Origin of the sequence: Peptostreptococcus equinus (genome assembly GCF_027125355.1) — a bacterium.
Lineage (GTDB): Bacteria > Bacillota > Clostridia > Peptostreptococcales > Peptostreptococcaceae > Peptostreptococcus > Peptostreptococcus equinus.
On sequence record NZ_CP114052.1, the window covers coordinates 1,688,595 to 1,706,241 of the forward strand.

The window sequence follows — 17,647 nt, forward strand, 5'->3', positions numbered from 1 at the left end:
TTTTTTAAACAAGTAAAAGTAAATTTTTAAACTTTTTATTATATTATTGTTATACCACCATCTACGTATATTATCTGTCCAGTTACATAGCTTGATGCGTCTGATGCCAAGAATAATAAAGGTCCATTTAATTCACCTTTTTTACCTGGTCTACCTGCTGGATTAATTGCATTATAGTGATTTAAAAATTCTTCTGACTTGAATAAAGTTCCAGAAGTCATTTCTGATTCAAATAATCCTGGCCCTACTGCATTACAAGTAATTCCATACTGGCTGTGGCTGGCTGCTATTCCCTTTGTAAGACCTACAACAGCTGATTTTGAAGCATTATATGCATGTCTTATAAATATAGAACTCTTGTCTGCTATTTTTGCATTTACTGATGCCGTATTTATTATTTTGCCATAATTTTGTTCTTTCATTATTGGTAGTGCATATTTACAAGCAAGATAGATTCCTTTTACATTAGTGGCCATCATCTTTTCCCAGTCACTTTCTGACATATCATCGACTCCACCTCTAAGGGCAATACCTGCATTATTAAATAATATGTCCACTCTATCAAACTCTTTTATAATTTCTTCAAAAGCACTTTTCACATCTTCTTCTACACTTACATCACATCTAATTGTGATTACTTTTCTTCCATATTTTTCTTCTATTTCCGTTGCTACATCAGCTAGTTTTTCCTCTCTTCTAGCAAGTAGAGCTAAATCCGCTCCATTTTCTGCAAATGCTCTCGCTGCATCTGCACCCAAGCCACTTGATGCTCCTGCTATTACTGCTATCTTCCCCTCTAAATTAAACAAATTTTTCATCGCCGTTCTCCTTTATCAATATAAATTCTCATATTTTATTAATACCACAAATTATAATATTTCTAACAAATTTTATTTTTAATTAATTATTAGCAAAAATAAGACTAGTCAAGGCAATCATTAACCTTAACTAGTCTATACTTTGTTTAACTAAGTTTATTTATTCGCAATATATTATGATATTACATCATTGGAGGCATTCCGCCACCCATTCCCGGCAACTCTGTAGTATCCATATCTGCTATTGCAGCCTCTGTTGTTAAAAATACTCCTGCTATTGATGCTGCATTTTGTAGCGCTGTTCTACTTACTTTTGTAGGATCTACTATACCTGCATCTATCATATCTACATATTTTTCATTTAGTGCATCGAATCCTGTTTGAAAATCTGAACTTATTACATTTTGAATTATTACAGATCCTTCTAATCCGGCGTTATGAGCTATTTGTCTTAGTGGTTCTTCAAGAGCTCTTCTTATTATCTGTGCTCCTAATTTCTCTTCACCATCTAAAGTATCTACCAAGGCATCTACTGCTGGTATTGCACTTACAAATGCTGTACCACCACCTGCTACTATACCTTCTTGTACGGCTGCCTTTGTAGCATTTAGCGCATCTTCTATTCTAAGTTTTCTTTCTTTCATTTCAACTTCTGTAGCAGCTCCTACCTTTACTACTGCTACTCCACCTGATAGTTTAGCCAGTCTTTCTGATAGTTTCTCTTTGTCAAATTCTGAAGTTGTTTCCATTATTTGACGCTTGATTTGGTTTACTCTTCCTTCTATATCTGCTTTATTACCTGCTCCACCTATAATTGTAGTAGATTCTTTATTGATTTTTACAGTCTGTGCTCTACCCAACATAGATAATTCTACTTCTTTTAATTCAAAACCTAATTCAGTAGATACAAATCTACCACCAGTTAAGAATGCCAAGTCCTGTAACATTTCTTTTCTTCTGTCTCCAAAAGCTGGTGCCTTTACAGCTACTACATCAAATGTTCCTCTCAATTTATTTACTACTAGAGTCGATAGGGCTTCACCTTCTAAATCTTCAGATATTATAAGTAGTTTTCCACCTGTCTTTACTAGTTCTTCTAATAATGGTAATATGTCTTGTATATTGCTTATTTTCTTGTCTGTAATTAATATATATGGATTCTCTAATACAGCTTCCATTTTTTCAACATCACTTACCATATAAGCTGATACAAATCCTCTATCAAACTGCATACCTTCTACAGCATCTAATTCTGTGGCCATTGATTTTGACTCTTCTATAGTGATTACTCCATCTTTACCTACTATATTCATAGCTTCTGCTATTAATCTACCTACTTCTTCATCACCTGCTGATATTGCACCAACCTGAGCTATTTTTTCTTCAGTATTTATTTCCTTTGAGTTTTTCTTTATTTCTTCTATTGTAATATCTACAGCTTTTTGTATACCCCTTCTAAGTATTATTGGATTTGCTCCTGCTGTTACGTTTTTTAGACCTTCTCTAATTATTGCCTGTGCAAGTACTGTAGCTGTAGTAGTACCGTCACCTGCTACATCATTAGTCTTTGTAGCAACTTCTTTTACTAGCTGAGCTCCCATGTTTTCATACTTGTCCTCTAATTCTATTTCTTTTGCTATTGTTACACCATCATTTGTAATAAGTGGTGCTCCAAATTTTTTATCTAAAATTACATTTCTTCCCTTTGGTCCTAATGTAACCTTTACTGTATCTGCAAGTTTATTTACTCCATTTTCTAAAGCACTTCTCGCATCTTTTGAAAATTTAATTTCTTTTGCCATTTGTTTTACCTCCTTATACTAATACACCTACAATGTCTTCTTGTTTGATTACTATATATTCTTCGTTTTCTATCTTTACATCTGTGCCTGCATATTTATTGTATATTACCTTATCACCTATCTCAACTTCCATATCTATAGTATTGCCGTTTACTATACCTGAACCAACTGCTACTACTTCAGCAAACTGAGGAACTTCTTTTGCTGCACCTGTTAATATTATTCCACTTGAAGTTTTTTCCTCTGCTTCAACTTTTTTCAATACAATTCTATCACCTAATGGCTTTATTTTCATTTTAATTCCTCCTTTATATCTGTTCATTTTCTAATTAGCACTCTAGCTTATTGTTTGCTAACAGTATATTATTATTAGCTTAACAAAAGCTTAACTACATTTTAAATTTTTTCACTACTTACTTTATAATTTCTCACATCTTCACACAATTATACCTTTTCTTTATATTTTATAAAAGCGGTGAAAAAAGCCTTGAAATAGATTCTGTTAAACGAACTAATACATGCCTAGTTCTAAAATTTTCCATAATCAACTCTTCTGAATCATCTTGGTCCTCATAGAATTGATCAGTCAAATCATCAATTACTTCTTTGTCAAATATAAATGTATTTACCTCGAAATTAAGCATAAAACTTCTAAGATCCATATTTGACGAGCCTACAGATGCCAGTTCATCATCTACTATAACAACCTTTGAATGTATGAATCCTTTTTTATAAAGGTATACTCTACCACCTGCTCTCAATATATCTTCAAAGTATGAATAAGAAGCTATATTTACTATATAGTGGTCTATGACTTTTGGAAAAATTATTCTTACATCGACACCACTTAACGAGGCTGTCTCAATTGCCTTTAAAAGACTTTCATCTGGTATAAAATACGGAGTCTGTATATAAACTCTCTTCTTTGCCATTGAAATAGCTGAAAAAAATGCATAGTGTATTTCTTCCCACTTGCTATCTGGTCCTGAACCCACCACTTGCAGAGCAACATTTCCCTTGGTTTCAGAAATTCTAGGTGTATATTTCATATCTGATTTTATCTCACCAGTTGTCAAATACCAGTCTATTAAAAATATCATCTGTAGCATATGTGTTGCTACACCTTCAATTCTCATATGTGTATCTCGCCAGTATCCAAACTTTTTATTTTCTCCTAGATATTCATCACCTATATTTATTCCACCTGTATAACCCACTACGCCATCGATTACCACAATTTTTCTATGATTTCTATAATTCATCTGTCCACCTAAAGTTGGAAGCTTGGTTGGTAAAAAGGCAGCTACATGAACACCAGCTTCTTTTAATTCACTTAGGTATTTTCTATAAATTTTAAATCTCCAACAAGCAAAATCATCGTATAATACTCTTACTTCTACACCTTCTTTTGCTTTTTTGATTAGCATATTTTTAATCTTTTGACCTATATTAGAATCCTTGATTATAAAATATTCAAGATGTATATGCTCTCTAGCTTTTTCCATATCTCTTAGTAAATAGTAGAATTTTTCCCTTCCGTTTTTATACATTTGTACACTATTATTAGTAGTATAAGGAAACTTACCCATATTTAACAATAGTTTTATTACCCTTTGTCTTTCTGGTGTAAATCTATCTCCTAAGAGTTTTCCATCTATAAGCCTAGCTCTTTGTCTCATAACTATATTCTTTGAAACTTCCAAGTTTAGGAATAGATGTCTATCATTTAATTTTTTATTCTTTCTAGAAGCCTTGAATAGTTTATGCTTTCTAATATTCCTGCCAGATAATAGGTATAAAAATATACCTAAACCAGGTAACAAGAAAAACATCATAACCCATAGCAAGGTCTTGGATGGATCCCTATTTTCCAATAATATATTTAATGATATTATCGCTCCAATAAAATAGGATAAAGCAGTTATAAATACAATTATTTGCAAAACCAATCAAATCACCCTATTTCCCAATCTCCAACTCTCTTACATAATAAAATAAATATTGCTGGGCAAATCCTGCATCTTTTCCAAATAAATCCATACCATATTTTCTCATCTTTGGTAAGGACATGTCCTCAGCCTGATAAAATTCTTGTAGGACTCTTTTTACCCATACATCAACTGGAAAAGAACCATACTTTCTCATACCAAATAGACCTATACAATCAGCAACCTTTGCACCAACACCCTTGAATTTTAATAATTCTTTGTGGCATATATCCGCTTCCATAGCTACAAAGCTGGCTAGATCTATTTCATCTTCTATTACAGCCTTTGTAGTATAGTATATATATTTATCTCTAAATCCTGTCTTACAGTCTCTCAAATCTTCTATACTAGCCTCAGATAGTTCTTGTGGCGTAGGAAATGAAAAATAATGATTGCCATTATATTCACCCAAATCCTTACCATATCTCTCAGATATATTATTGATAGCTCTTTGAATCATAGGTATCCTATTATTTGATGATATTATAAATGATATTAACATTTCCCAACCATCTTGCTGAAGTATTCTAATACCCCAACCAAATTCAACTGCCTTAGCTAAATTTTCATCATGAAGTGCCAACTGATTTTTGATTGAGCTATAGTCTCTTCCTAAATCAAAATAGTCGTACCAAATATTTTCAAAGTCATACATATTAGTATTATCAAATATTATATCCTCGCCATCTCTTCTGACATTTAATATTTTTCCCATTGCAACACCAGTGTAAGACTCATCTCCATCTTTTATCCATCTAAAACACTGACCACAATCAAATATATGGCTAGGTTGAAAATCCTTTAGATTCTTTAACCTGAGTCCATTTTCAATTTCTTCAATTTCAAAATTATATTCTCTCATAATAAACCCCTTAATTCATTTTCTTTTTACAATCTTTTATTACCCACTATTCTCATTTTTATATGAGCAATATATTCAAATAGCTACAAATGTATACACATAACTATAAAATTGTGATATATTAATGTTTTTTAAGTCTTAATATGAAATTTATATATTTAAATAATAACAGATTTTGACACACTCGAACACACTTTTTCACACACTTTTTTGAGGTAAATTAACAAATAAACCTTGACTATTTTTTTAAAGTGATATTAAATAAAGATGTAATAGTTTTACCTATTGAATTTTTCATATTACCCAAAAAAATAGAATGTCCGAATTACTAGACATTCTATTTTTTTGGGTAATATTATTCTATGGAGTGTATATGTACGATCAATATATAAATAAAAAACGTTTATCAATATTTAAATGAGTTTTCTTTTTAAATTACCTCTGAAATTAATTAACTTTTGATACGTGCAAGTACCTACTGATGTATTTATACTTATATCATCCGTAACATCATTTAAGAAACCACAGTCGACATATATTTTACTTGCTACTATGTTAAGCATGTTGGCATAAGGTGTATTATATCCCCTATTATTTGATACATTCTGTATATCCTTAGCTAATTCTATTAACTTTAACTTATCGTAGTCACTAAGACCAGTTACATTAAAATATGTCTCTATCTTCTCTAATGATTCTTTAGAGTGTCTAATATGTTTCAATAACCCTATTGTCATCTCTTTGTTGAATGCAAACATATAATTTATTGTACCAAGTACACTTGAGTTATCCCTCTTAAACTTCTTTAATGAATCATTTTCTAACCTGTAACACCAAATATCATTTTTCTTTACTATACTACATATATTTTCCACAGATGTTTCTAACATTTCTGCTAAGTCTTTAGTAACCAACACTAAATCAGCACCATATCTTTTTACAGTAGGTTTATATTCTGTTGATTTACTAGTTGGTACTATCTGTTTTTCAGATTTAAAGTAATTATTAACCAATGCTCTTTGTACTGTCCAAGCTAAATCATCAGTAAATGATTTTACCAACATTAAATATCCTGTTTCTGTCAATAAAATTAATCCTCTTGGTGGAATTTTAAAGGAACGAATTCCGTACTTTTTAGTATTTTCAACTGTTGCAAGTATATAATCTTCACCTTCGATAAAATGTTTCTTATTTTCGCTAAAATTTCTTTTAGCTGTCCCTTTTGGCTCCCGTGTACATAGTCAATATCTGCAAATGTAACTACTCTTTGACCTTTCCACTCTTTTAATGTTATTTCTTGATTATTAATTTTTACTAAATTACTCATATTACATAGCTTTAACTATGAGACTTTAAACTTCACTATTCTACTTTATCTTGAATTACAAATAGTACATCTGTATATTTAGTTCTTATGGATTCATCAGTAGCTGGCTTCCATCTAAGCATACCAGCCTTTGAAAAATACATTTTATACTTTTCTCTTGCTCCTGTTTCTCCTTCATCTACAAATGCCATTGTAATTCTTGCTGCTAAAAATTCTCCCATTTCATTTTCTCCCTTCAATATAAATTTAATTTTATTAAAAATATCGCGACATATTTTAATCATTTTAGCCACCTGCTACTGTTATAGTTAATTCTTCCAATGCAGATGATAATGTATCAATTCTTGTAGCTTGTGCTACTATCTTTTTTTCTAACTCTTCTTTTTCTAATTGTTTTCTAGCTTGTTCTTTCTTTTCGTATTCAGCAATTATTTCTGCTTGTTTTTTTAGGTAAGTTTCAACAACAGCTGTATCTGTTTCTCCTGAAAAACCATCAGCTTTTAAATCTTCAAGCCAAACAATTAAAGAATCATTAATTAAAACTAGTGTTTTTTCTTTAGCTTCAGGATAATTTTCAAGCCATATTTCTTTTGAGATTTCTTTTAAATCTCTTTCTTTATCCCATATTTCAATCTTATTCATATTCAACCCCCTACTTCAATCTTGGATAAACAATGCCTAGCCAAGGATTATCATACACATATATTCTATTTCTGTTCATACATACTTTTGGAGTAAGTCCACCGCCTAAGTTATAGTCTATACCTTGTTCTTCTATAGTATATGTATCAAGATTAAGGATGGTCATTGTACCCATTATATGACTAAATATATAAATATATTTTCCAACTCCAATACCTTCCATAGTTGAAGATGAAGTCGCTTTTGGTATAGTCTTTGCATTTGTAGAAGTTCCTGTGACTGGATTATACTTATAAAGTACATAGTTTGACTGGTCTACTGAACTTTCTAGTAAGTATATATTTCCATTATAGAAGTGACCTATTGTCACGTTAGAGGTATTAGTAAATCCAAAATCTTTTATTAAAGTTAATGTCTTAGTCACCATATTTAGCTTATACATACGTCTTATACCTGGTCCTGGTGTATAACATATATATGCATCTGAACCATTATTGAAAACTCTAGTATTTTTTATGGAAACATTTAAAGTTGTAAAAACTTCTGATGTTTCATATCCAGTATCAAACTTGTATATTACAGTATTTCCAGTTGTTGAATCTGCACCTTTATAGTAGATATTCTCTTCATATGTGAACACAAAATCATCTATTGCACCCATAGTTGGAAGCCTACTATAAGGTGGAGATATATTTTTATTTTTTAACCCACCTACAGTATTAGTAAATGGGTCGTATATAAATACTTCTGTAACATTGTCTGATGTTGATGTTGGATTATAGAATATATACACCTTACCTCTACATGCAGATACTATAAACATATTTTCAGTAATTCCATTTATTGGAAATAAAGGCTTGTATGTATCAGCTTTCACCATGTCTAAGTGTTCTGCTAGTGCCACCCTATCGGCTAAGGTCTTTAAATTGGTTATAGCCGACGTTGGAGATACTACACTTTGTAGATTACTAATCAAGCTCTTAGAAATCGGTTCAAATTCAGCAAGTATCTTATCATATACTTTTCGATTAAATCGTATCGCCATTACACTATACCCCCTTTGATTGTTGCAATATCAACACCTAAAAGCTGTGCAAACTTGATATTGTTAGCGTCAATCAAGGCATCTTCACCTGTAATTTCTTGATTAAGCTTTACTATATCTTGTCTATCTAATATTTCTGCCTCTTTTAAGTTCTTAACGTCTGTGTTAAGTTGCATATTGATAACATCAGACTTTGACGGAATCCACTCGCTTATACCATCAACATGCCCTCGTACAAGAACTATCCAATCTATATTTGTATTATTTGCTGTTGTTTTATTTAGATAAGGATAGACAAGCAACTTATTGTTAGTGTCTTTAACTTTCCATGTACTTTTTGCAATATATAATTTTTTTTCAGATATTCCCCCTGACGGAATACTTGCTACTAGTGTATCTCCGACGGTGTTGCACATATAGAACCGTTGGTCTGCCAATATGCTGCCATAAATAAAAACAGTTATTTTTTCATTGTCTTTTAAGGTGTTATCATCTAAAGTGTAGATTACAGCTGGATAATTTTGTGAATTAACTACTGGTATATTACCATCATTAATAAGATTATATCTACTAGCTTGTAACCCGCTAATGTCATTTCTTAATCCAGTATCAATTAATTTCATTCCATCTATATCTGCTTTACTTGTTGCTATATCTTTCCTTAATGATTCTATATCATTAGATGACTGAATATATGGAGTTAGAATTTGTCCTTTCTCCACTTTAACTCTTCTATAGTAAATATTACCTGTACTATACCCTAAATAATACGCTACAAGTTTGATAGTTCCTGCATTTATCATATCTTGTGTTACTTTAATACTAATACTAACAACACCGCTGTTATTTACAAACATTTGTGATTGTGTATTTAATGCCATGACTTTATTTCCAGTTGGATTTAACCCAATTATACTAGCATAAGGAGTAACAGCACTATCTTGTACAAGTCCAGAACTTTTGAATTCATAAGAAATATTTAAGTAATCATTAGTTGTAAGACCTTCCATATTTATCGTTGTATTAAGAGAATAAGGTGTAGAAGTTGATTTAACAATATTAAACCATAACCAATCATATAAGGAATTACTTGCTAAATTAGGTTTTACTGTGTCAGTAACCCTACCTTTTAGCCAATCCAATACATCTTTCAGAGATTGATTGCTCCAATTAGATAGTTTGATTGTAGTTTCCTTAGCACTCTTAAAAACATATTTAATTAAATTAGATATATTGATTTCTCCGTCTGTACTTTCTGAATAACCTTCTAAGTTAGTCGTACTAACATTTCCAAGCTTTGTATCTATTATCTCAAAGTTTTCAGCTATTGGTCTAATATCAACTAAGTTATTATCTGTTACTTTATTAAAGCCATTGTTAGTTGTTTTTTCGAAACCGTCTATAATAAATCACTCCTTTCTCTTAATTCTTTAAATGTTCTATTAAGAGCAAACCATTGCCCCCAAGTAAGTCCTAACTTCTTAATATCTCCCCATGTTCTATAAATGAACTCAAATTTATAGTTAAGATGTGCAGGCTTTACTCTATCAATTGATTTTTTAATTTCATCAAGCTTGAGTGGTATGCCAACAGTTGATGTAAACCTTACGATAAATGAGTAATCCGCATAGTTTTCTATAACCTCACAAGTACCATTTGAGTACTTTTCAGCTATTTCTTTAATAACCTTTACTGTTGTAACTTGGTTACTCATTAACCCTGCTAAGATGTTAGAACGCATTATCTCTATGTCTATTTCATCATTATATTCAATTCCAACAAACTTTGCCCATAGTGGGAGTGAATTTGTTGCTGTAGATATATTAAACTCTTTTATTAAGTTTTCTATGCCTTCTTCCTCTTCTGCTAACTGAACGTTTAAAACCCTTAGTATTTCAATTATTGTAGGATTTTTTAGGTGTTCAGGGTAAAGCTCTATTAAATCTATCATTCAATCACCCCTACATTAAAAAGTACTGTTCCTACAGCTCCTATTTGGTCGTCTGCAATTTTTACATTTTTATTTGTTGTGTTGACTAGTAGATTGCTATAGTCTACTACTCCCTCTATACTTGATAATATCGCACCTACTTTAGTGTAAGTAATTTCTTTAACATCACTATTCAGATAATCGCCTAAAACAATCTTAAAAGCTTCTTTTATTCCATCAATTGTAAATCCTGTTTGAACTTCTACAGTAGCACTTACATTAATTGATAGAACGCTTGGTGTTGCAACTGTTACGCTTGCCCCTATTGGTCTAAGCATTTCTATATGCTCTTTAACAGCTGTCACTATATCTTCTGATACATTCCTTCCATTTTCCCCCATAACAACAACTTTCACAGTTCCATTGCCATTCCAAAGTGGAATACATTTTGCTGTCTTAACTCCTTGCACTTCTAATGCCCAGTTAACATAGTCATCTATATTACCTGATGTACCTTTATGAGCTTGCATGAAGTAGAATCTATCCCTAAATTCATCATCAGTTTCGGGGTCTGTACCAATGGTCTTTATAACCATGTTTGTTACTTTATCAACATTGTTCAAGTCACAACTAAGCTCTATGCTACTTGTTAAATTGTAGTCTTTTCCTTCTTTTTCAGCCATTACAAGTATATTCACAGCACCACTTGTAATTACATAAGGTTCTGCCGATTCAAGAATTACATAATTTTTATCTTGGTATGAAAAAACTGTTTCATGAGGAACTGTAGTTCCTTCTATACCATATACAGTTATATATGCTACTGTTTTAGTTCCAGCTTTTCTTTTGTATCCAAATTCTTGAAGCCTAGCGTCTAATATATCATCATAAGCATTTTGTAGAAAAGCTCTGTTGTATATCTCGTCTAAGACTACATATATATTTGCGTTACCAAGAGCAAATCCACTAGCTAATTCGTTTAAAAAACTCCCTTCATTCTTAGCAAGAGGGAGGTCTATTTTATTCAATATTTCTTGTTTTAAACTTTCTAATGTTTTATCTTCATACACTTATATTCACCTCCCCATATATGGTTTCAACAATTATATTAATTGTGAGATTATCACCATCAAACTTTACACCGTTGTTTGTTACATTTTCAATATATGGATTGATTAATAATGCTTCTGTTATGTATCTAAAAGCTTCTGATTCAGTAAGCCCTTGGCTAAATTTTTGCCCAACTAAGGTTATTAATTCAGTCCCATAATCCCATGAATATATTTCATGAACAAATCTATCTGTTAGTAGTGCTTTTTTAATCCATATTTTTAAAGCTTCAACACCTTGTAGAATTTTTATCTCGCCTTTTTCATCAAATATAAAATCATTTATTTCAAAATCATAAGCAAACTCTTCAAATAGTGGTAAATCCTTATTAGATTGATAAATATAATCATCTTCAACCCCAATAAACGGGAAAAATTGTTCTTCTTCCATTACTTCACCACCTTATCTACTAATAAAACGCTATATATACTATTATCATCTTCATAATTTGCCTTAATTAATACTGTATCACCTTTAAGCATGTTATTTGACGTTATAAGCGTTTTTGCTGTATTAGTCAACATAATCTGTTCTGATATTAACTCTAAGCCGTTAAAAGCTAATCTAAGAGGTGAAATATTTGTAATCTCTGCATAAAAAAAAGAAGGTCTAAATTCTTCTTTTGAAATTCTTCTTATTAACCTAATTAAATCATTTATACTGCTCAATTATTACCAACACCTCCTAACTGTGTACCAACCTGTTGTATATAAGCTTCGTTTTGTAATCGGAGCACCACTCGGTCCACCATTGTGTATTATTTGTCCATTACCAACATACAATACAACGTGTCTACCACTTCCAGACGCCGCACTGCTCATTACCACAAAATCACCTGGTTTTATTTGGTTAAGTGGGATTTGACGACCATTATACCTTTGGTCTGCTGTAGTCCAGCCGATATTAATACCTGCACTTGCATAGCAAAAATGTACAAACCCTGAACAGTCTGACCTATAAGGTGAGCCGTGCCCTCCCCATGTATAGCGACCTTTTCCTATCATGGAATAGGCGAATTGAACTATTCTCATCTGTCTAGGATTTTCAAATTGTATTCCATTCCAACTCAAGCTACCATTTCCACTATTTGTTGAACTATATACAGTGATGTTGTTGTGTGCCTCTTGTTCATTAGCTACCCCTGTGCCAAGTAGTGAGTTGTTCCATACTCTGCCTGAAAACTGCTGATACCATGATTTCATTTCTGCTATATAACCACTAGTATTATTCCCATCACTAACTGGAGCATAGACAGCCATTATTGCGTCAATTGACCTTTTCCCCCAGTCATGAAGATACTTAACTGATACAAGCCTAAAGTGTCTTTCTACCCCAACTTCAATACTTGGATAAATAACAAATCTACCGCTTTTCTTCTTGTATAATGGGTCTGCTGTTATTCCACCAAAGTTGTTGCATTCTCTAGCTAATCTTGAATTGAAGTTTGTACCTGTTTCTTTTCTCTGTATTAGAGCTATTAGAAGTGGGTTTACTTTATAAGCGTTACCCCACTTTATATATTCTGCCCCTCTTCCTGCAAGCTTACCCTTCAACACTTTGTTTATCATATCAGCTGTAACACCATGCCCCCAATCAGTACCCATTGTTGATACTGAATTAGATGTTGAAGTTTCTTTTTGTTCGTCTTTTCCTGCGTCTTTTTCGTCCATGATATTATCAAAATTCAAGTCTAAGTCTATATTATAGACACCACCACTCCAAGTATGCTTATCTTTGTCAATATAGAACTCTCCTACTAACCCTGTGTGATTATCTTTGACTTGAACTTTATAGCCAGCCTTACAGCTAGTATTACCATAGCCAGACAAGTTGCAGGTTCTTTCGACGCTTTTAAACTCTTTGTTTATCTCATCATCTGTAACAGTTTTATCTTTTCTTTGCTCTATAACTTTAGTTACAGTCTTAAATACTTTCCCAAAGTCTTTAGATGTTTTCTGCTTAATAATATTGCCTTTTTCGTCTACAACCAATACGCTATTAACCATATTTTCTATAGATTCTTTATAGTTCGCACTTTCAATGTTAACCATTTCTTCGAACATTATTTTAAGCTTTACGATACCTTTTTCAATCACATTGATTTTATCTAAATCGACTTCTATCATGTATTTTTTGTGTGATTTATCCGCTTTAGAATGTGCTGTATAAGCACTCATAATAGCGTCATACCTTGACACACCTACAAACATCTTAGTGATTTTAGTGCCAGCTACTGCAAGCTTTCCATATGTAAGTTGCATTTGACCTTTCGAGCCTTTTAGCACGGCTTTTGCTATATCACAAGCTGTAGTATTCACAAAGTTGAAGCTAACATCATCTTTACCAAGTATATAACCTATATCGTGTGCTGTAACTTTCAATTCATTGTTATTCGTATCTCTTGATATATCAGTTACTGTACCTCTGAACAACTCTTTGTCATCCTCATACATACAAACAGTTGAGCCAACAACTAACCCTATTTCTCTTACTCTTTCATCTGCAACACCTTTTAGGAATTCAAACTCAAGAGTTCTTGAAGGGGACTTAATATCCCCACTCCAAGTTATGTGAGATAATGCAGGTGATAACTTATAAAATTCATTTTTCCCACGTATATGTGCTATTATTTCTATATCTCCTGAATGATACATATCAGGATTCACTAGATTAATAGGTTCTTTCATTAAGGTATCACCAACTTCCAATTCACATAAATAACATTGCTATATTTTAATTTAGGATAATTTTTTAAATTCGTTGGGTCATTTTTGATTCTTTTATAAAGTTTCCCATTTCCATAATATTTTTGACCGAGCAAATATAAATACTCACCTCTCTTAACAGTATGTATTCTTTGTTTTTTAGCTGGTGCAGGTGCTGGTCTAGGCTTATTTGGTGGAGTTGTAGGTTTATTCACTACAGCTGGTGCAGGTGGTTGCCAAGTAGGAATTAGTAAAGGTTCATGTTCTTTCAACTCTATTAAAAAGTATACGTCTCCGCTTCCGTCATTTTCCTTATATTCAAAGTGTGATATAACAACTGGAACATTAATTGGTGTAGTAGTAACTATATATCTCAAGCTATAGCCACCTAAAGCCCACTCTTCAATCATCCTTATATAGTCGTAAGGGTCTTTGCCTTTCACCTTGATATATTCGTTCGTTGCGTCAGCACTTGGGAAAAAGCCTGTTATAGTTGTACTTCTAGGCTCTTTCCCGTTATAAAATGTTACTTTGCCTTTTTTTACTATTTTTTCAGAAGATATATCTGCATTCACATTCAAACCGAATTCTGATGGAAGAACAGGAAAACGTATCATATTCAGTCTATTATGCTTATGCACTAAATAGACTTCTATATCAGTAGGATTAACTATAAGTCCCATTTAGACACCTCCTTCTAGTGATAGATTCATTTTCTTGACGAATCTATCTGCTATCAAGTCAATATCTGCTTGTTCTCTTACAGTTAGTCCGAATATATTAAACACTACTCCTGCATTATTGCTTGATTTTTTATCATACTCATTAGCTTCACGCTTACTAAGTACTCTTTCACCTTGATGTAAGTTCGCTGGGAAGTTGTCGTATGGGACTCTAGCTTGACCCATTGCTCTATTAACACCTTTCCCATCAGGTGGTCTTACATATCCACTATTTCCACTTCTACTAATTCCCATGATATCAGCGCCTATATCCATGCCTATATCAATCGCTGGTGGTTTGTGGTCACTAAGAAATTTGCAAAAATCACCCCAAGCCTTCTTAATGTTGTTTATCCATTCACCTACTGTTTTTAAAGCTCCTGATATAGCTTCAATTATTGGAATGATAATATCAGTAGCTATCTTTAGCTTAATTTTCATCCATTCCCATTCCATGCCCCATACAGTTGCTAACATTGTTAAGACGTTCTTTATAACCTCTGGATGTTCTGTCAAATAGTTAAACACATCTTTAATAACATCTACAAACAGCTTTATAACTGGCTTCATGCCTTCAAATGTTCTATTAACAAACGCTCCAAAGTCATTTATCGAACTTACAGCACCAGGTGATTTATTAGTAATTGAGTCGAATATATCATTAAATAAATCTCTTATAGGTCCTAGTGAATCCCAAAGTATACTAAAATCAATACCACCAAAATTAGTTTGATCCATCAACTCCCAAAAACTCTTCATAAAACTTTCTGCGTCAGAATAAAGATTTTTAAAGAAGTTCTGTAGTGCAGGGTTTTCAAACACCCCTTGCATTCTTTCGTATAATGGTGTGAATACGTTAGCTTCCATAAATGAACCTGCCATAACCCACATATCTTTGAAATTCAATGGAATATTTTTATATTGCTCGTTTATTTCTTTAGCATTATTTTCTAATGCTCTTTTAACAACTTCTGCTGTAACCAAGCCTTGTTCACCAGCTTTTTTAATGCCCATGCCGAGTTCTTTTTCTATCATTTTAGCCATAAGTGGTGCATTCTCACGAACTGAACGCAATTCATCACCCTGTAATGCCCCAGACGCTAAACCTTGATTCATCTGATACATTGCTGAACTTGCTTCTTCTGAACTTGTTCCACCTATTCTGAATGATTGCATAGCTGTTTTGTAGAACTTTGCGGCACTCTTAGCGTCACCACCAAAAGTGTCAGGAGCCATTTGCATTAGCTTAGTTACTCCTGCTCTAGTATCCTTCAAGCTACCTCTTGTGTCGCTTGCTGTTGATTGCATAAGATTATCGTATTCTTTGTAGCTCATGCCTTTTTTTATGCTTTTTGCTCTAGACTTGTAGTCTGAATACTCGTTGTAGCCTTCTATAGTAACTTTTATTACCTTATCTTTAAGCATAGCTAAGCCATTTTGAATCTTTTGTAACGTCCATTGGGTAGCGTCATTTATCCACACTTTTACACCGTTATATGCTGATTTCACCAGCTTGCTTAAACCAAAACCAATGCCTGCTATAACAGCAAGTGCAGGAGCTTTCCCAAGAATCTTAATACCTATCTCGCCAAGCTTACCCATCTTCTTTAATTTGTTTAAACGATTTAACCGAATAATCTATAATTTCTTTAACTTCATTTTTAGTCCAGTTATAGTTTTTTGTACTTATTTGTGTGCTTGCTACTAACAAATACATATCATTTTTACTTGGTATAAACACTAATCCTAGAATAGAAACAACAAATACTGCTAATATTTTTTTTATTTCTTTTTTATATTTTATATGAATTTCTCTTATTCTATCTCTTTCTTCTTCCAAATATGTGCCTGAATTTACTGCATACCATATAATGTCTCCAACTATAACTACACAAATCATGAATACCAGTATTCTACATAAAACTCTAAACCCACTTAACACATTTATTAAATATAACAATCCTGCTATTTTCATACTATACCTCTCTTTCTGAATTATAGTTTTTAGTTGACACACCTAAAGTAATATTTTTTCAGCCTATCTTCGCCTATTTCATCAATAACCTTTTGTGCGGTTTCTTCTGAATCGAAATGATAGCCTCCGTACTCATTTATACGCTCATACACGGTTTCAATTTCTCCGCTATCATATCCATATACAATCTGCCAGTTTTTTTCTTCAAATTCAAAAGGTCTTGAATAATCCTTCATAATTTTTAATATCTTCAAGCGTTCAACTTCAAATTCTGCTTCTTCTTCTGTTTTAAATACGTTACCTATTGCCAGCCTACTACCATCAAAGTAATCATGTCGCTCTTCCAACTGTTTCCATGTATGTTTCAATACAACACCTTCGGAATCTATAAAATAATAGTTTTCTCCATTATTCGGCATCCATGACTTATTTTCTTCCTTCTTTTTCCATTCTTCAACAGCTTCTATCAACTGTTCTTTGCCATTCTCACTACATAACTTTTCTAATACATCTATTATTTCTTTATTTTCCATGTTTTTATTTCCTCCTTGTTGTTGATATGTATGTTACAAAAATCATAGTTGTTATAATAATGTTTATATCTGCATTATATCCTGTAAAATGTGAAACCTCTATAGAAACCTCGCTAAATGACCATAATGCAAACATTAATACAAGCTCTACTTTTTCTAATGTTCCTGTTATTTTACTCATAATTACC

Annotated in this window: 21 protein-coding genes; all 21 read right to left on the reverse strand. The window is 32.4% G+C overall.

All coding sequences use genetic code 11. From position 1 onward, the window contains the following. Nucleotides 1-38 precede the first annotated feature (38 nt). Nucleotides 39-818, reverse strand: coding sequence for an SDR family NAD(P)-dependent oxidoreductase (locus O0R46_RS08350; protein WP_269311297.1), 780 nt, complete (start codon nucleotides 816-818; stop codon nucleotides 39-41). 182 nt (nucleotides 819-1,000) lie between these two features. Then, complete coding sequence (gene groL, locus O0R46_RS08355; protein ID WP_269311298.1) at nucleotides 1,001-2,620, reverse strand: chaperonin GroEL; 1,620 nt, start codon at nucleotides 2,618-2,620, stop codon at nucleotides 1,001-1,003. Nucleotides 2,621-2,633: 13 nt separating this feature from the next. Continuing rightward, nucleotides 2,634-2,915, reverse strand: a complete 282-nt coding sequence (locus tag O0R46_RS08360) for a co-chaperone GroES (RefSeq protein WP_269311299.1) — start codon at nucleotides 2,913-2,915, stop codon at nucleotides 2,634-2,636. A gap of 169 nt (nucleotides 2,916-3,084) precedes the next feature. Further along, nucleotides 3,085-4,494 carry a cardiolipin synthase gene (gene cls / locus O0R46_RS08365; protein WP_269311300.1) on the reverse strand — a complete coding sequence of 470 codons (1,410 nt, stop codon included), beginning with the start codon at nucleotides 4,492-4,494 and terminating at the stop codon, nucleotides 3,085-3,087. 85 nt (nucleotides 4,495-4,579) lie between these two features. Next, nucleotides 4,580-5,470 (reverse strand): DNA-3-methyladenine glycosylase family protein, encoded by an 891-nt coding sequence (locus O0R46_RS08370; RefSeq protein ID WP_269311301.1) that lies wholly within the window; start codon nucleotides 5,468-5,470, stop codon nucleotides 4,580-4,582. Nucleotides 5,471-5,883: 413 nt separating this feature from the next. Further along, nucleotides 5,884-6,555, reverse strand: coding sequence for a hypothetical protein (locus tag O0R46_RS08375; RefSeq protein ID WP_269311302.1), 672 nt, complete (start codon nucleotides 6,553-6,555; stop codon nucleotides 5,884-5,886). A gap of 5 nt (nucleotides 6,556-6,560) precedes the next feature. Then, nucleotides 6,561-6,797 carry a hypothetical protein gene (locus O0R46_RS08380; protein WP_269311303.1) on the reverse strand — a complete coding sequence of 79 codons (237 nt, stop codon included), beginning with the start codon at nucleotides 6,795-6,797 and terminating at the stop codon, nucleotides 6,561-6,563. 35 nt (nucleotides 6,798-6,832) lie between these two features. Then, entirely contained in the window at nucleotides 6,833-7,081 is a 249-nt protein-coding gene (locus O0R46_RS08385) for a hypothetical protein (RefSeq protein WP_269311304.1), read from the reverse strand. Nucleotide 7,082: 1 nt separating this feature from the next. Then, nucleotides 7,083-7,439, reverse strand: coding sequence for a hypothetical protein (locus tag O0R46_RS08390; protein ID WP_269311305.1), 357 nt, complete (start codon nucleotides 7,437-7,439; stop codon nucleotides 7,083-7,085). 10 nt (nucleotides 7,440-7,449) lie between these two features. Then, nucleotides 7,450-8,484 (reverse strand): hypothetical protein, encoded by a 1,035-nt coding sequence (locus O0R46_RS08395; protein ID WP_269311306.1) that lies wholly within the window; start codon nucleotides 8,482-8,484, stop codon nucleotides 7,450-7,452. Continuing rightward, nucleotides 8,484-9,626, reverse strand: coding sequence for a hypothetical protein (locus O0R46_RS08400; RefSeq protein ID WP_269311307.1), 1,143 nt, complete (start codon nucleotides 9,624-9,626; stop codon nucleotides 8,484-8,486). The genes O0R46_RS08395 and O0R46_RS08400 overlap by 1 nt, the downstream gene beginning before the upstream one ends. A 257-nt stretch (nucleotides 9,627-9,883) precedes the next feature. Further along, complete coding sequence (locus O0R46_RS08405; RefSeq protein ID WP_269311308.1) at nucleotides 9,884-10,435, reverse strand: putative phage tail protein; 552 nt, start codon at nucleotides 10,433-10,435, stop codon at nucleotides 9,884-9,886. Beyond that, complete coding sequence (locus O0R46_RS08410) at nucleotides 10,432-11,484, reverse strand: baseplate J/gp47 family protein (protein ID WP_269311309.1); 1,053 nt, start codon at nucleotides 11,482-11,484, stop codon at nucleotides 10,432-10,434. The genes O0R46_RS08405 and O0R46_RS08410 overlap by 4 nt, the downstream gene beginning before the upstream one ends. Next, nucleotides 11,477-11,914: a DUF2634 domain-containing protein gene (locus tag O0R46_RS08415; RefSeq protein ID WP_269311310.1), complete on the reverse strand. Its 438-nt coding sequence runs from the start codon at nucleotides 11,912-11,914 to the stop codon at nucleotides 11,477-11,479. Before O0R46_RS08415 ends, O0R46_RS08410 begins: the two co-directional genes overlap by 8 nt. Then, nucleotides 11,914-12,192, reverse strand: a complete 279-nt coding sequence (locus O0R46_RS08420) for a hypothetical protein (protein ID WP_269311311.1) — start codon at nucleotides 12,190-12,192, stop codon at nucleotides 11,914-11,916. The genes O0R46_RS08415 and O0R46_RS08420 overlap by 1 nt, the downstream gene beginning before the upstream one ends. 3 nt (nucleotides 12,193-12,195) lie before the next feature. Continuing rightward, nucleotides 12,196-14,211 (reverse strand): C40 family peptidase, encoded by a 2,016-nt coding sequence (locus O0R46_RS08425; protein ID WP_269311312.1) that lies wholly within the window; start codon nucleotides 14,209-14,211, stop codon nucleotides 12,196-12,198. Beyond that, nucleotides 14,211-14,912 carry a LysM peptidoglycan-binding domain-containing protein gene (locus O0R46_RS08430; RefSeq protein ID WP_269311313.1) on the reverse strand — a complete coding sequence of 234 codons (702 nt, stop codon included), beginning with the start codon at nucleotides 14,910-14,912 and terminating at the stop codon, nucleotides 14,211-14,213. The genes O0R46_RS08425 and O0R46_RS08430 overlap by 1 nt, the downstream gene beginning before the upstream one ends. Then, on the reverse strand, nucleotides 14,913-16,553 hold the full coding sequence (locus O0R46_RS08435) for a tape measure protein (RefSeq protein ID WP_269311314.1): 1,641 nt from the start codon (nucleotides 16,551-16,553) through the stop codon (nucleotides 14,913-14,915). After that, nucleotides 16,546-16,926 (reverse strand): hypothetical protein, encoded by a 381-nt coding sequence (locus O0R46_RS08440; RefSeq protein WP_269311315.1) that lies wholly within the window; start codon nucleotides 16,924-16,926, stop codon nucleotides 16,546-16,548. Before O0R46_RS08440 ends, O0R46_RS08435 begins: the two co-directional genes overlap by 8 nt. Nucleotides 16,927-16,955: 29 nt before the next feature. Beyond that, nucleotides 16,956-17,459: a hypothetical protein gene (locus O0R46_RS08445; RefSeq protein WP_269311316.1), complete on the reverse strand. Its 504-nt coding sequence runs from the start codon at nucleotides 17,457-17,459 to the stop codon at nucleotides 16,956-16,958. Between the two features lie 4 nt (nucleotides 17,460-17,463). Continuing rightward, nucleotides 17,464-17,640: a hypothetical protein gene (locus O0R46_RS08450; RefSeq protein ID WP_269311317.1), complete on the reverse strand. Its 177-nt coding sequence runs from the start codon at nucleotides 17,638-17,640 to the stop codon at nucleotides 17,464-17,466. Between the last annotated feature and the right edge of the window lie 7 nt (nucleotides 17,641-17,647).

What these genes read in the sequence shown, in the direction of transcription:
- O0R46_RS08445 (WP_269311316.1), bottom strand. Translation starts at nt 17,459, where the DNA reads ATGGAAAATAAAGAAATAATAGATGTATTAGAAAAGTTATGTAGTGAG.
- O0R46_RS08415 (WP_269311310.1), bottom strand. Translation starts at nt 11,914, where the DNA reads ATGGAAGAAGAACAATTTTTCCCGTTTATTGGGGTTGAAGATGATTAT.
- O0R46_RS08435 (WP_269311314.1), bottom strand. Translation starts at nt 16,553, where the DNA reads ATGGGTAAGCTTGGCGAGATAGGTATTAAGATTCTTGGGAAAGCTCCT.
- O0R46_RS08430 (WP_269311313.1), bottom strand. Translation starts at nt 14,912, where the DNA reads ATGGGACTTATAGTTAATCCTACTGATATAGAAGTCTATTTAGTGCAT.
- groL (WP_269311298.1), bottom strand. Translation starts at nt 2,620, where the DNA reads ATGGCAAAAGAAATTAAATTTTCAAAAGATGCGAGAAGTGCTTTAGAA.
- O0R46_RS08395 (WP_269311306.1), bottom strand. Translation starts at nt 8,484, where the DNA reads ATGGCGATACGATTTAATCGAAAAGTATATGATAAGATACTTGCTGAA.
- O0R46_RS08440 (WP_269311315.1), bottom strand. Translation starts at nt 16,926, where the DNA reads ATGAAAATAGCAGGATTGTTATATTTAATAAATGTGTTAAGTGGGTTT.
- O0R46_RS08390 (WP_269311305.1), bottom strand. Translation starts at nt 7,439, where the DNA reads ATGAATAAGATTGAAATATGGGATAAAGAAAGAGATTTAAAAGAAATC.
- O0R46_RS08370 (WP_269311301.1), bottom strand. Translation starts at nt 5,470, where the DNA reads ATGAGAGAATATAATTTTGAAATTGAAGAAATTGAAAATGGACTCAGG.
- O0R46_RS08380 (WP_269311303.1), bottom strand. Translation starts at nt 6,797, where the DNA reads ATGAGTAATTTAGTAAAAATTAATAATCAAGAAATAACATTAAAAGAG.
- O0R46_RS08385 (WP_269311304.1), bottom strand. Translation starts at nt 7,081, where the DNA reads ATGATTAAAATATGTCGCGATATTTTTAATAAAATTAAATTTATATTG.
- O0R46_RS08350 (WP_269311297.1), bottom strand. Translation starts at nt 818, where the DNA reads ATGAAAAATTTGTTTAATTTAGAGGGGAAGATAGCAGTAATAGCAGGA.
- O0R46_RS08425 (WP_269311312.1), bottom strand. Translation starts at nt 14,211, where the DNA reads ATGAAAGAACCTATTAATCTAGTGAATCCTGATATGTATCATTCAGGA.
- O0R46_RS08405 (WP_269311308.1), bottom strand. Translation starts at nt 10,435, where the DNA reads ATGATAGATTTAATAGAGCTTTACCCTGAACACCTAAAAAATCCTACA.
- O0R46_RS08360 (WP_269311299.1), bottom strand. Translation starts at nt 2,915, where the DNA reads ATGAAAATAAAGCCATTAGGTGATAGAATTGTATTGAAAAAAGTTGAA.
- O0R46_RS08450 (WP_269311317.1), bottom strand. Translation starts at nt 17,640, where the DNA reads ATGAGTAAAATAACAGGAACATTAGAAAAAGTAGAGCTTGTATTAATG.